The sequence below is a fragment of the Oceanotoga teriensis genome, from assembly GCF_003148465.1.
Lineage (GTDB): Bacteria > Thermotogota > Thermotogae > Petrotogales > Petrotogaceae > Oceanotoga > Oceanotoga teriensis.
In genome coordinates this window covers 1-16,538 of the sequence record NZ_QGGI01000025.1, presented here as the reverse complement: position 1 = coordinate 16,538, position 16,538 = coordinate 1, and the positions used below count along the sequence as shown (strand labels likewise).

The window sequence follows — 16,538 nt, the reverse complement described above, 5'->3', positions numbered from 1 at the left end:
CTCCTATTTATATCTCAATACCTTTTTCTTTTGCATATTTATCTATTACTCTTCTAAGTCTTCTCATACCCTCATGTATTTCTTCATGTGATGGTAAACAGAAAGATATTCTCATAGTATTTCTATCAGGTTCATCAACATAAAATGCTTCTCCAGGAATATACAACACTTTTTCCATTTTAGCCATCTCAAACATTTCCATTGTATCTATTCCTTTTGGTAAAGTTATCCAAGTAAAAAGTCCACCTTCAGGTCTTGTCCAATCTATATCTTTTATATCTCCAAGATTTTCTTCTATAGCTTTCATCATAGTATCTTTTTTCTCTCCATATAACTTAATTGTAGGAGCTATTTCATCGTATAAATCATATCTTTGAATGTATCTTGCAGCAAGTCTTTGAGTCAATGAAGGAGAACACAAATCTGCGGCCTGTTTAGTCATGGTAATCTTTCTTATTAAGAATTCATCTCCTATGATGACACCAAGTCTCAATCCAGGAGCTAAAACTTTCGAAAAAGTATTCAACAATATAGTTCTATTAGGTGCAAGAGAATATATACTTGGAACTTTATTCCCTTCAAATCTCAAGGCTCCATAAGGATCATCTTCAACTATTAGAAAATCATATTTTTCTGCTAACTCAACTAATTTTTTTCTCTTTTCAAGATTCATTGTAACTCCACCAGGATTGTGGAAATTTGATATTGCATACACAAATTTAAATTTATCTATTTCACCAATTTCATAAAGTTTTTCAAGTTCTCTCTCTAAATACTCCAAATCCAAACCATCTTTAGTCAATGGTATATTTATAAATTTAGGAGCCCTTTGAGAAAATGCACTTGCAGCACCAAGATATATTGGTCTACTAACTCCACAATAAGAATTTTTATCGAGCAATGTCATTCCTACTAAATAAAGTGCTTGTTGAGAACCAACAGTTATAACCATATTTTCATCTTTAACCCAGTCAATACCATCATATTTTTTCAATAAATTTATATATCCTTTTTTTAATTCTACATCTCCTTCTGTTGTACCATACTGTAAAACAAAGCGATGTTCATTTTCAAGAATTTCTTTAGATATTTCTGCAAGTTTATTTCTTGGAAAAGTATCAGGATCTGGTACTCCGCCACCAAAAGAAATCATACCTGGATTATTTGCTACTTTTAATAATTCTCTTATAATACTTGACTTAATTCTTTTTGAAACCTCAGAAAGTTTACTTTCAAAATTCATATAAACTACCCCCTTGTATTTTTTTATATCCCATTTTCACTTTCAATTATATTCAATTTAACATTTTTAAACAAAACCCATATAAGTTATATATAGTCAAATAATTTGAATTAGAGTGAATTATAGACGATATGAAAAAAATTTCATGAAATAGATTTCATAATTATATTATATCATGGATTTCATTTTTTTATAAAATAGTTTATAATAGAATAGAAATCATAATAAAGGGGTGGAAGAGAATGTGGGAAAACCTAAAAAATTCTGATATCGATATTCATGAAATAATGATGAAAGAATTAAAAAGACAAGAATTTGGATTAGAACTTATAGCCTCTGAAAATTTTGCTTCAGTACCAGTTATGGAAGCAATGGGAAGTATCTTAACCAACAAATATGCAGAAGGCTATCCAAAAAAAAGATATTATGGTGGTTGTGAATTTGTTGATGAAATAGAAACAATAGCAAGAAATAGATTAAAAGAGTTATTCGATGCAAAATACGCAAATGTACAACCTCATTCTGGATCACAAGCCAATATGGGAGTATACTTCGCATTATTAAAACCTGGAGATACTATAATGGGAATGGCTTTGAGTCATGGTGGTCATTTAACTCATGGTTCTCCTGTTAATTTCTCTGGTAAACTTTATAATGTCGTTTCATATGGAGTAAATGAAGAAACTGGAATAATAGATTATGATAATGTCAGAAAAATTGCTCTTGAACATAAACCTAAATTAATAGTTGCAGGCGGAAGTGCTTATGCAAGAATAATAGACTTTAAAAAATTCAGAGAAATAGCAGATGAAATAAATGCTTATTTGATGGTAGACATGGCTCATTTTGCCGGACTTGTTGCAGCTAAAATATACCCAAATCCTCTTGAATATGCACATGTAGTTACTTCAACAACACATAAAACTTTGAGAGGTCCAAGAGGTGGAATTATATTAACAAATGATTCTGATATATATAAAGCTGTTAATAAATCCATATTCCCAGGAATACAAGGCGGACCTCTTGAACATGTCATAGCATCAAAAGCTGTTGCTTTTAAAGAAGCATTGAGTGAATCTTTTAAGGATTATCAAAAACAAGTAGTAAAAAATGCTAAAAAACTTGGTGAAGAATTACAAAAACAAGGTTTAGATATAGTATCAGGAGGAACAGACTCACACCTATTACTAATAGATTTAAACAATATAAATATAACAGGAAAAGCTCTTGAAGAAGCTCTAGGCAAATGTCACATAACTGTAAATAAAAATACAGTTCCAAAAGAAAAGAGATCACCTTTTGTCACAAGCGGAATCAGAATTGGAACACCCGCTTTAACTACAAGGGGTATGAAAGAAGAAGATATGATAATAATTGCAGAATTAATATCAAAAGTTGCAAAAAATATAAAAGATGAAGAAGGAACTATAGATGATTCTATAATTGAAGAAGTTACTTCAAAAGTTAAATCATTATGCCAAAAACACCCTCTTTATAAAGAACTTATATAAACCAAAGATATAAAAAGGTTGCTTATGATAATCATAAAGCAACCTTTTTGTTTTTTTGACACATTCCTTTCATATTTTTGTATTGAAAAAATATCTCACAATATGATATTATAATATAGAATAAAATAGATATACAAAACAATTAAACAATGAAAACAGGAGGTTGGATGATGAAAGTACTTGTTATTAACTCTGGAAGTTCTTCTATAAAATATCAATTATTAAATATGGAAGATGAATCCGTACTCGCTAAAGGACTTGTAGAAAGAATAGGAATAGATGGTTCAAGAATAGTTCATAAAGTTAATGGAGAAAAACATGTTATTGAAAAAGAAATAAAAGATCATGAAATCGGACTAAAATTGGTTTTAGATATTTTAGTTTCAAAAGATAAAGGTGTTCTTAATTCACTAAATGAAATAGATGCTTGTGGACATAGAATAGTGCATGGCGGCGAAAGATTCAAGACATCTGTAAGAATTGATAAAAACAAATTATCTGATATAGAAATGCTTTCTTTCTTAGCACCTTTGCACAATCCAGCAAATGCTATGGGAATAAAGGCTGCTATGGAATTATTACCAGAAGCACCTCAAGTTGCAGTATTTGATACTTCATTCCATCAAACAATGCCAGAAAAATCATATCTATATGGACTTCCATATGAATACTATGAAAAATATAAAGTTAGAAGATACGGCTTTCACGGAACTTCTCATAGATATGTATCAAAAAGAGTTGCAGATATACTTGGAAAAAATATAGAAGATTTAAAAATAATCACTGCACATATTGGTAATGGTGCATCTGTTGCAGCAGTAAAGGAAGGAAAATCAATAGATACATCTATGGGTTTTACGCCTCTTGCAGGATTAGTAATGGGAACAAGATCTGGAGATATAGATCCAGCAATAGTTGGTTTTATAGCTCAAGAAGAAGGAATCACAGCTAAAGAAGTTATAAATATTCTAAATAAAAAATCAGGTATGTATGGAGTTACAAAAGGATTTTCTTCTGATATGAGGGATATAGAAGACAATGCCATCGAAGGTGAAAAAGTTTCAAGACTTGCTTTTGATATATATGAATATAGTATAGCAAAATATATAGGGGGATATGCTGCAGCGATGAATGGTGTTGATGTTCTTGTATTCACAGCTGGAGTTGGAGAGAACTCTCCTATATTAAGAGAAGAAATTTGTGAACAATATCTTGGATATCTAGGTGTAAAAATAGATAAAAATATAAATGATTTCAAAGGAGAAGAAAAAATAATCTCTACTCCAGATTCTAAAGTAACTGTAGTGGTAGTTCCTACAAATGAAGAATTGATGATTGCAAGAGATACAAAAGAAATAGTTGAAAATAAATTAGAAGAATTGAATTAAAAAATAATAATTTTATAATTTAAAATACTCGGTTTCTAAATTGTATAGAAACCGAGTATTTTTTATCTTTTTATTTCTTTATTTTATATGTTTTTGTGATTTCATTTCCTGATTTATCTTTTATCTTAATCACTAAATCTTTTGATGTACTTAAAAGGTCCAAATTTTTTATACTGATATTTCCAGTTCCAGCTGTTTCATTATAATCAACAGTACCAATCTTCTGAATTCCATTATAAGTAATTAAAACACTACTATAATTATTCTCCGAAAAATTAACATTAACTTCAACTATATCTTCTCCAAGGGCTACTTCTGTATTTTCAATCAATGGCGTAGAATCAGAAGTCACGGAATTTATTATCGGCGGATTAGTATCTAGAACTATTGTATATGATCCCGTTATAATCTGTAAATCAGCTTCATCAACTGCTTTCAAATATATATCATATACACCATCAGAACTAATTCCTATATCATCTAATGATTTTAAAGCTATATTCTTTTCATCTCCAACTACACTCTTTTTAGAAGTATTAAAACCAATCTCTACAGTTCCTTGAGTTGCATCAATTGTAAAATCCTCTACTTCCCAACTCAATATCTTTTTAGTAGAATCATTAAGATAATATCTATTATTGTCTATAGGGTTCAAATCTTTTATTTCAAATTTAACTACTGGCTTTTTATTATCTATCTTGACTTTATCGGGCAGAGTTAATTGAGATATATTTCCGGCTAAATCCGTTGCCTTTACTTTTAAAGTGTACTCTCCTTCTACTATACCAAGATCTGGCAAAGTATAAGTCCAATCTTGAATAGAAAAATCATTAGAAAGTTTTTCCATAAATCCCTTATACTTTTCTTTTAATTCTTTATCTATAAAGGTTATTTCTACTTTTTCAGTGGCAACATTATCTTCAACGAATAAATCTACTATTTTATCAGTATTAGTTATGATATCTGGAATATTCTTTTTAGATATATTATTTGGAGCAGTATTATCTTTATAAATATCAACTTCTTTTAAAATAAAATTAGAATTCATATCTGTAGAATCTATTTTTAAAGTAACTTTATCTCCATCTGAATAACTCGTAGTATCATTAAGTTCTAATAAAATATTTCCTAAATTAAAACTATGATACTTTTTACTATCTGTAAAAACATAACTCTCATTTAATAAATAAAATACTGTTTTATAAAGCTTATTATCATCATAAATAGATAATATGGAATTACTAAAATCATCGCTAAGATCGTTATAAGCCAACACATTTCTATTTCTATCATTTTCATCTATTATTAAATCTTCTAATACTGGCAAATTCTTTTCTATTATAAATGAAGTAATCTGGCTTTGAATCAAATTTTCAGCTTTATCTTTTAAATAGTATTTAACTTCATACTCTCCATCTTTCAAATAATCTAAATCCAATGAAGCTTTACTCTCATATGGAATTAAAAATCCACTTTCTTTCTTTTTATCAGATGAACCCTTTAAATTATACTCAAAATAATAATCATCAACATCCCAAATAAGATTTTCAGAATTATTTGTGTTTATATTTACATCAAATGAAGCTCTTCCATAACCATTTTTAAAAACTCTCTCAATCTTACCAATAGTTCTAGTTCCATCTGCATCTATGAGTATTTTCTGAGAAATTTCTTCTAATTTATCACTGTATTTAGTTTTAAAATTAAGTCTTGCTGTATAATTCCCATCTATTATAGAATCATTTATTTTTGCTATTATTGTGTATTTATTATTTCCCGAATAATCAACAACTATACTTGGTTGTATTATTTTTGGACCTTCAAGTTTTAATTGTATAGAATCTTTATTTATAACATTTGTTACATCCAAACCTTCAGACATCTCTATTTCGAGCAAAGCTCTAAATTCATTATCATTTATAATATTTGTGTCATTATTTATACTCAATCTTTTAGCTTTGGCATTTTCAGTTAAATAAATATATATAGGATCTTCTGTTTTATTATAAAAGTTTATAAAATCTCTAACTATTGAATTAGTCTTTGCTTTAAGTCCTAAAATATAAGATTTATCATAAGATATTATATCGAGTTTATAATGCCCTATACCTTCTTTAAAATCAAAATTAGATATATTTAAACCAGTGCTTCCAAAAACAGACCTAATATTTTCAATATTTATTATAGATTTATTCTCTATAGTTTCTTTCATTCCATTATACAGTGATTTTTTAAAAGTATATGAATTCTCAGAGTTTCTTTGATAGAGTTCTATATCAAATCCTCCTATATAATGATTATCCTGCATATCTATATTTATGAAGTTCAAATCATGATTACCTATTGTAAAATATTTTTGAGATACTTCATCTTTTTTTATTCTTATATTAGATATTTCAAATTCATAATCATTTAATTCTGGTTTCTTAAAATCAAGAGTATTTAAATTAAATTCATATATATTTTTCGATTCATCATATATAGGTTTCTTCACATATATTTTCACATTATTTGTTCCTATATTAAAATCTTCTTTTGATATATTAGACTTATATGAAAAAACATTTTTACCTTCATATTCTGTTGAAGGATTTATATCTTCTGGATTTATTATTTCTGAAACAATTTTATCATTTATATATACATCAACCTTTTCAGGTTTATTATAGTCTATTAGATTAAAACTAATATCTATATTTGTTTTATTGGATATATCATAATTTATAGGGATAAAATATTCTGTATTTTCATATTCTTTATCTTCCCTATAACCTTCTCTGAAAAAAGTCTCAAACTTTAATTCACTTGGAGTCGCTATATCAGTAATGACCTTTAATGATGGTTTTTCAAATATGATTTCACTATCATCTCTTATAGTTAAAATTTTTTTAACTTGTTTATCATAATCACCATACTTACTTCTAAAGATTATTTCATAATCTCCAGGCTCATCAAATATCAATTTTTTATCTTCTGTTATTGCATTCAAAAATATAGGAAATTCATATCTTGTAAATGTATTATCTTTGTTTTCTCTCAATTCATCTCTCAATTTGAGTTCTTGAGAACCATCTTTAATTTTTTTTGCAAAAACAGTTAAACTCGCACCACCAGAAGTATCAACCTTAAAATTTATAAAGTCTTGAGATCTTCTAACAGTTATATTTTCTATAGATGGTTCAATAACTTCAAGATGTAAATTCTTTATAGAAACCTTATCAGCTTCAAGTTCTGTTTTTATACCAAGTATATTAATAGTACTTAATTTAAAAACATAATCAGTAGTTCTATAAGATATCCACTCTTTACTATTTTTTTCTAATTTGCTTTCATCAAGTTTTTTATCTATAAAAGGATTACTACTTATAGACTTAGAACTATCAGGGGTGATTCTTTCAAATACCTCAACTTTAAAAGTATCTATACCAAAATCGTCATCTATTTCATAATTTATATTTATAGGATCTCCTATTCCAGGTTCATAATTATCTGGAAATAATTTCAATCTTGATCCATAAGCTTCTTCAACAGTTTCAACAACTTTTATATAATAAATATCTTCCAATATATAGGCCTTATCAAAAGTATCTGTAATTTTAATTTTTAATTCGTACTCACCTATATTTAAAGCCTTATATCTTTCTTTAGTTTGCCAAATATTCTTCTTTGCATCATATCTATCAGCTTCAAAATCCTGTCCATTTATTATATATGTTACATTCTGAATATTTTGAAATTTAGAATTAATTTCAGAAATAACACTTAAATTAGTATTTTTAGATATTTTAAATGTTTTTTTTGCTGAAACTGTTTTATAATATATATCTTGAGAAATTTCTTTAGAATTATAAAAAAAGTTTACATTTAATTTCAAATTTGAAGCTGTGTATAGTTCATCACTGTACACTATATTTTGTTTTAATTTAACTGTATTATTTATCCCATCTTCAAATGTTTCAACCTTCAAATATATTTCATAAACTCCTTTTTCTAAAAATTCTGTTTCTACAATTTCCTTATAAGACACTATTTCTTCTGTTCTCGAAAATTCTTTTTTAAAAAGAGTTGTATTTATGAAATCTTTTCTTGCAAATAATTCCAAGCTCTTTATTTCAGCACCTAAAAAGGACTCTGCTGAAACATCAAATAATACTTTATCTCCATCTTCTATAAATATATTGTCATTTACAGTATATTTATTCCATTCTTCTTCAATTCCATTTTTATATATACTTTTAGGTGTTAAACTCAAAACAGGATCTTTTTTCTTTCCAACTTTTATTTCTATATTTTTTTCAATTTTATTTCCAACTGTATTATAAGCAACAACCCTTACATTTATAGTCTGCTCAGAAGATTTTTGTCCTATCTCTTTAAATTCATAAGAATATTTTTCTAAAGGTCTTTGAAGTTTTATTTCTTTTCTAACTCCATTTATAAATATTTCGATTTTTTCTATAAGTGAAATTTCATCTTCAGCTTTAATACCTAATATTATATTATCAGTTTTACCAGTTATATCATCTATCACATAATACCTTTTATAATCAAGATCTAGAGTTATTTCAGATTCAGGATTTGGTGATTCAATTTTTATTGAATATGGATTATTTTCAGATTTATTATTTAAATTATCTGAAACCGAAACTTTAAAATCATTATCTCCAACAATCAAATTATCAAAAAATACCAAATACCCACTTTGAGTTATTCCATCATCTTCTTCTACAACATAATATCCATTTTTGCTAGTTAAAACACTATTTGGATCTTTATCATATTTAGAATTTATCGTAAAACCATTGATTATGAAATTTTTAATTCCACTTCCAACTTCTTCAAAATAAAATTTCATTTTATAAAGATTTTCATCATTTATTTTTTGGTATAAATCACTTTTACTTTTTTCTTTATCTGAAATCATTTTTGGTTTCTGATCATCAGATACATTAAAACTTATGCCCTCTAATATTTGACTTGTTTTATTTCCAGATGTATCTGCCACAACTATAAAAATTCTGTATGAACTATCATCATAAGGTAAATTCAATCTTATACCTTCAGCTTTATAATCATTTCTCCCATAATTGTTGACCAAAGTCCTTATAGGTTTAGTCAAATCTGTACTTTTAAAAACTTGGACATAATTTATAGCTTGATTATCTCTAACCTTAAAATTGATTATTATTTCATCATTAGCCTTATAAAGTTTTGTTATAACCCCTTTAGAACTTTGAAATCCTTCAATAAATGGTTTTTCATAGAATTCAGGAGGCTGATTATCTTGAAACATCATACAACTCGTCAACAAAAACATAGAAATTAAAAGCATAATAATAAAGTATAATCTATTTTTCATACAGCACCTCCTAATCTATTATTTTTAAAGTCTTTTTTTCACTCATAACAAAGTTTTTAACAGAATCTTCTGCATAAACATATATTTCATATTCATTTTTTGGCATAAAATCAAAATCTCTGAAATCATATTCAGTACTTGAAACATCAACATCAATTATCTTATCATTAACTATTATGCTAACCTTACCACCACTAATATTATCATCAAAAACACTGTACTCAATTTTTAAAGAACTTATATCTGATTTAGATATCTCATAAACTCCGTCTTTTAGAGTGGCATTGATTATATTCACATTATTGATTTCTGGTTTTTTAGTATCTATTTTTATCGCTTTTGTAATTTCTTTAGTTCTTCCAGAGATATCATATAAAGTTATATTTATATTTTTATCTTCTGATATATCCTTTCTCAAATCAGGTAAGTTTAATCTAAATTCATTATCAAAACTTGTTTTACTCATAAATATATGATCCGAAAGATTTTCAAATAAACTACCATCATCCTCTATAGAAATTGCTCTCACTTTTATATCTTTTTTCAATTTAATATTTAAAGGATTTAAGCCAGTATTTTTATTCGAATAAATTTGTAATTCATTGTATGAATCTATATCCGCTTCTTTTGTACTATCATACTTAAAAAGATCCAAATTGATTATATCCCTTTCATCCAATCCATTTGTAGTAGAAATCCTTATAAAGGATGAGTTGATTTCATCTGGATTTGTTTTAGAAAATATATCATATGCATATTCTTTATTCGATGTTGCTGGAAGAGTTATCTCTTGATCATCGATTTCGATTAAAACACTTTTAAAAGAGTTTGAATTATAGAATTTGAAAGTATCTCCATCATTTAAAGCCATAATTCCTCTATATAAACCATAATTATTCACATTATTTATTACTGTCATATTACCTCTAATCTCTATTTGTTTAAAATTATTTCTTATGAAAATATTGTTATTTTTATCTACTATAACGGGTCTAATCTCGTATATTCCCGGATAAAAATCATTTAAAGAATAAAAATATTTTATATTTTCTTTTTGAAGTATATTACTCTGTACTATACCTTTTCCTCTAATTTCAAAGTATATATTTTCTATATCATATTTAAATTTTTCAATTATCTCTAAGTATATTTCATTTTTATCTGTATCATATTCTAATTCAGGTAAAGCATAGCTTGATTCTCTATCTATTATTATCTGTGTCTCAGCTTTAAAATCTTTCCCTTGAACATTTTCGAATTCTATGGAAAGTTTGGCTTCACCATCGTATACAGAATCTGGCATTTCAACATTCAAATAGAAGTTTCTATTTATTTCATTTTTTTGTGCAAAATTAACTTCTGTGATACTTAATTTATTATCAATACCATTCTGAGTTATATAAGCATTGAAACTGTCTTTAGATTTATTCAAAGAATCAACATTTTGAATTATCATATTCAAAGTAGGGAATTTAGAGCTTATAACCCCATAGCCTTTATTGTTTATATCTTCTTGATTAAAAACTATACTACCAAGTATATCAAGAACTTCCAATATTCTTATATCTTTAACTATCTTCTTTGAAGTATATTCTTTTAAACCCATCATATAATCCGGAAAATTATTATTTTCTAAGTATTTATAGCTAGAATTTCTTAGTTCTATAACTAATTTATAATTCCCCTGATTATTCATAAAATTATAGTTGAAATTATATCCCCAATTATCAACACTTACTTGATCAAATGCTCTTTTAAATATAGTTTCGGTACTTCCATTCAATGTATTTATGATATACATTTCAATCTCAGAAACTCCCAAAGGATCTAAGAAACTTCCCTGAGAAAAACTAAAGCTATAATCTTCATCTTTTATAATTTCTATATTTGGATCCGAAGATTCATAATTATCTTTGTCCAAAGAATAACTTTGATTATTATTCGAATTTTCTATATTTAATTTGAAATAATTTATATCTGGATTATTTAACCCTATTGTAAATAGGTTTATATCTATCATATCTGAAGGACTTGATTTATCATTTATATATACAGATATAGTATTACCTTTTAAATTTACATCTTCTGCCAATATCTTTGTTTTGAAAGTATACAATCTTTTCTTAGATTTATCATCTATTTCTTGGGATATTAAATCCAATTCATAATCTTTAGAATTATTTATTCTTATTTTCGCATTATTTATATCACTATAATTCAGAAGTTTCAACTGTAAATTTAAATCTGATATATTTTTTCCTTCTTCTGTTTTCACAGGTATATAATATCTATCAGAATAAAAGCCATTATCCACAAGTTCATTTATAGATGTATCGCTCATTATTATTAAACCTTTTTCAGAATAAATTTCAAACTTATTACCATCTTCGAGTTGGAAAAGTATATAATCATTTGTAATCTTTCCATTAAATTCTCTTTGAACTTCAATTTTATATCTTCCGATATTGGGAAATATATCATAATTATTTATTTTAATACTATCCTTTATTATTCCATCTGGACTTATATTTTCTTTGGCATAAGATTTTTCAAATGTTTTTTCATCAACAGAATAAGTTCCATCATTATTAGAATCATAATAAATTTTTAAATTATTTTCAGAATCTGATAATGTGCTTATTTCCATAGATATCTCACCACCATAAAAATAAGTATTTTCATTAGGTGGTTGAACTAATTTTATAGATATATTTCTAACTTCAACATCTATATCAAGGGTATTGGAATAGTTTAATGTATTTATAGCTTTGAATCTTATTCTATAATACCCATCTTCTTTTGGAGTCCAATTCAATAATGATAGAGTTGCATTCTTTAAATTGAGCGGAGAATCATTTGAACCACTTTGAACAAATGTTGAACTATCTAAAGTTCCATCCTCATTCTTTATTTCTTGTATAGTTCCCTCACTAAGTTTAAAGATCTGTATCGAAATTAATTTCAACAATCCTTCATCAGAAAAAACTCCCGTAAATTCAGGTATATTCTCAGGTATTATTATTTTATCTATTATATTTGTCTTTATATTAGGTATATATATATCACTTTCATTTTCAAATATTATTATTTCATATCCTGTTTTAAGCTCTGTATTTCCTTCTTCATCTTCAACAAAAATATCAAAATTAATTCTATTCTTCGACATATCATAAGAAGGTATAGGATACCCTGTATCAGTCTTAAAAATAAAAGGATTTGCACTCGATTTTGCAGCCAATGTTTTTCTATTTACTCTTATTTCAACATTTTTTATTTTTGTTTGTTTTCTTTCTATCTTGATATTAAAAAATATATCAGCATTTTGAACAACTTTAAAAGTTTTTACACCGTTTATCTCCCTATTATTATGTATTAAAGAAATAGAGCTTATGACAGGTGTACTCGTATCTTTAAGCATTATAGTCTTTTTTAATAAAGAATTTGATTTATAATCTATATAATTACCTTTTTTATCTTTAACATATAAAGATATATTAAAATTATTAGAATCAACAGTTATTATTTCTTCGCCTTCATAGTATTCATTATATTCATTGGAATCTTTATAATTTTTAAAATTATTAAAAGATTTAATCCCATCTCTTCCATAATTCAAAACAACTTTATCAAGCGCTATATCATCGACTACTTTAAACTTAACCATCACCTGATCATTTGGACATATATCCGCTTTTTCAATGGGTATCAATTGTTCTCCATTTATTTTATATATATCAAAATATTCAAAATCAGGATTTTCATCCTGTTTTATATTTATTTTTATCTTCTCAGTTTTTTCACTCGAACATCCAATTAATTTTATTTCATGCTCTATAATTCCAGATGTTCTATCTACTCCGTTTCTGTATACATTATCCTTAAACTCTTTTGTTTTTGAATTGCCATACTTAGATATGCCATCAAAAAGCACATCTTCTATATAATTATTGCTGGTTGCATCTATAGTTATTGTGTACGGAGTATTTGGAACTATATTATTTGGATAGTCTAAGTTCAGCTGTAAATCATCTAACCCTTCACCTCTTTGTACAACAGTAATATTTTTAGTCCATTGTTTTTCATTATCAAATTTATCTTTAACTTTTATTACAAATTCATATGTTCCAGGAGTAAACTTATTCTTTATATAATAAGTTCCAGTTTCTTGCCAATAATTTTTAGATTCTATAACATAATTTCCTTCTTGTAATTCACCGTTTACAAATATTTTAATACTCTCTATTCCTTCACCTTTATCTTGAAATTTAAAAGAAAAATCTTCTCCCAGTTCTACATTTTTTTCAAAACCTTCAAGAAGAGTTGGTTTTATATCATCCTCAGTCATAAATTTTGCTATATCTTTTCCGCTTTTAACTGGAGCTGTCACTGCATTTCCATTTGTATCTATAACTTTTATATTCAAACTATAAAATCCCTTAGATGGCGGTAGATATATGGATTCCGAACGCTTTATTTCTTTATTATTTGATTTTTCTACTAATTTCGTGAAAGGAACAGTATCACCACTTTTATAAACAGATATCTCCTGAATTCCTTGATTATCTTCGACATCTATATTTATAGTTATGATGTCACCAAGTTTCTTTGAATATATTCCCTTATTTTCCCCCTCTATAGTGGGTGCCTTGTTGAACTTAGGATTAATATTATCTTCGAGAAACATACAACTGCTCAAACTCATCAATAGCAACAAAAGTATGGTGAATAGAAGAGTTTTTTTCATCTCATCTCACCTCAAATTCTATTATATAATCTTGTCCTTCTTTTAAATAATTTCCATTTTCATCTTGTATCTGAATATTTCCACCAAAAGAATCTCTATAAATCTTTATTATATATCTACCTTTTTTCAAGGTATCATTAAATCCAGATGGTGCAGATATTCTAAGTGTATTTTCACTCAAAACATAATTAAAAGTAGGATCATTAACAACACTTTGTCCTTCATAAAGTATTTCACCCAAAATTGTATCTGTATTTAAAATTATTTCAGAAGTATCCTCTATATTTATATCAAAATTCCATGATGTATTGGTCTCATATTCCACATTTCCTCTATTAGGTGGATTGATTTCAAAATTTTTTCCAGAATTGTTCAAAGTTATTATTGCATTTTTTATCTTTGGAGGTGTTTTATCTTCAAGATAAACCCTTATCGTATCATTATCTGTAGCTTTTACAATATTTTCTGAATCTTTTATTTCTGCTTTTAAATTGAATACATTTTCTCCTTCCTTCAAGGAAACAGCTGGAAATGTGTATCTATTTTGATATAATAAGTCTTCTTTCATCAAAGATTTATCATCCACTCCATCAAATATTTCAAAAGAGTATGTATAATCTTGTTCAATATTTTTATTAGTTCTCATCTCAGCTATGAGATTTATAAATTTATTATTGGATTCATCATCCTCATATACATATCTATTAGATTGAACTTCTAAAGCTCTTCCATCAAGATATTTAGGCTGTAATTTCACTTCATATGAGGTTTTACTTATTTTGATCTTATAATTTTCTATTGTAGTATTTCCTATGAAATCTTCAGCTATTATTTTTATATTTTGATCAGAAATATTTGTATCCAGGTTTAAACTTATGGTATCCTCATAACGTTCACCATAGTTAAATACTTTATCAACTAATATCTGTTCTGTACTCGCATCTGTAACAACAGATGCTTTTATTTTATAAACGCCAGTATTTCCAAATTCTTTCAGATCTTTAACTTTAAAGTTTAAATTATAAGTATCTGCAATAGTTTCAACTTTAATATCATTTCCAGAAACAATTTCAAGAGAACCTGTATTTTCCATATAAGTTATCTCTGGATTATAATTATCATCAGACACTATCAAATTCAAAAACATTTTTTCTTTAAAATCTTCATTTTCAAAGTTTGTATTTGGATTATTGGAATCATAAAGTACAAATATAAATTTTTTTAAATCATCTTCTTTACCAGAAATTGGAAATGCATTAAACAAATCTTCTTTATCAGTTATTTTTTTTACTACAGTTCCATCCTCATCAAATATTATTAAAGAAGGATCTCCGAGATCATTCAACTCTATATCAAGTTTTATAGAAGCAGAGTTTTTTTCGCTTTTTTTTATAACATATGTTTTACCCTCTTGATTTTCTATATTTTTTTCTGTTCCATTTAAAACCCTTATATCTTTTATATAATTATTATTTTTAACTGATTCTATCTTTAAATTCTTGGATGCTTTTATTTCTTCTGAATTTGCAAGTCTATACTTTCCAATAAAAGTATATTCTCCACTCTTGGTTGGTGTATATTTTATACTAACAGATTTGTTATTCAATACTTCGAATTTACCATCTGTTGAGTCTGGGGTAAGAGTATAATCAATACCATTTTTTGAATTAACCTCTAAACTAAAACTACTCAATTCATTGTTGGCAAGAGGAAGGTTCAATGAAAGTATAAACTCTAACTCTTGATTGGTTTGTAAAGATTTAGTTGCATCGGGTTGTTTTATAGATAATGTTAAAAAAAGGCTCTCCTTTCCAACACCATTCGTACAGGCAGTTAAAATAAAGGTTAATGATATTAATATAGCTATCAAGATTTTTATTTTTTTCATTTTTACCCCTCCAAATTTTTATTTTTTTTCTATTATTTAATCGTCTGAATTTTTATTTTTTTTAATTTATACGATTAATTTTTCTATATGACATGTTCAAATTCCTGTTATATAATTTTTTTATATTTTATACCAAGAAATGTTATAATTATATTGTAAGATATATATGATATATGAAACTTTAAATAGAAAGATACTATTGTTTCAAACATAGTGACTTGAAAAATAGAGCAATAAAAAAGGGATATGAAATAAAAAACAAGTAAACGAAAAGCAACAAAAATAAAAACAAGTAAAAAAAGGAATAAAATTTGAAGAATTTCTATCCAAAAACATTCTAAAATTATCCTTAGAAAAATCAAAATAACGATAACAGTTAGACCTATGAAGAGGACAATTAGAAGG

General features: G+C 26.4%; 6 protein-coding genes. 2 read left to right on the top strand and 4 right to left on the bottom strand.

Features of this window, described 5'->3' with window-relative positions; translation table 11 throughout:
• Positions 1-7: 7 nt before the first annotated feature.
• The gene (locus C7380_RS12205) at positions 8-1,243 is read right to left on the bottom strand and encodes an aminotransferase-like domain-containing protein (protein WP_109606333.1); all 1,236 of its coding nucleotides are present in this window, start codon (positions 1,241-1,243) and stop codon (positions 8-10) included.
• 242 nt (positions 1,244-1,485) lie between these two features.
• On the opposite strand from C7380_RS12205, the gene glyA reads away from it, so the two are divergent.
• Both glyA and ackA read left to right on the top strand, forming a co-directional pair.
• Positions 1,486-2,754 (top strand): serine hydroxymethyltransferase, encoded by a 1,269-nt coding sequence (gene glyA, locus C7380_RS12200; protein ID WP_109606331.1) that lies wholly within the window; start codon positions 1,486-1,488, stop codon positions 2,752-2,754.
• A gap of 170 nt (positions 2,755-2,924) precedes the next feature.
• The gene (gene ackA, locus C7380_RS12195) at positions 2,925-4,142 is read left to right on the top strand and encodes an acetate kinase (protein ID WP_109606329.1); all 1,218 of its coding nucleotides are present in this window, start codon (positions 2,925-2,927) and stop codon (positions 4,140-4,142) included.
• Between the two features lie 70 nt (positions 4,143-4,212).
• Here the strand turns inward: ackA and C7380_RS12190 are convergent, their stop codons facing one another.
• Genes C7380_RS12190 through C7380_RS12180 form a run of 3 tightly spaced genes read right to left on the bottom strand, consistent with a single transcriptional unit; the run spans position 4,213 to position 16,133 of the window.
• A complete protein-coding gene (locus tag C7380_RS12190) occupies positions 4,213-9,501 on the bottom strand; it encodes an Ig-like domain-containing protein (protein WP_109606328.1) in 5,289 nt (1,762 codons plus the stop codon).
• A gap of 10 nt (positions 9,502-9,511) precedes the next feature.
• On the bottom strand, positions 9,512-14,245 hold the full coding sequence (locus C7380_RS12185; RefSeq protein ID WP_146192173.1) for a hypothetical protein: 4,734 nt from the start codon (positions 14,243-14,245) through the stop codon (positions 9,512-9,514).
• A 1-nt stretch (position 14,246) separates the two neighbouring features.
• Complete coding sequence (locus C7380_RS12180; RefSeq protein WP_109606324.1) at positions 14,247-16,133, bottom strand: hypothetical protein; 1,887 nt, start codon at positions 16,131-16,133, stop codon at positions 14,247-14,249.
• Positions 16,134-16,538 lie beyond the last annotated feature (405 nt).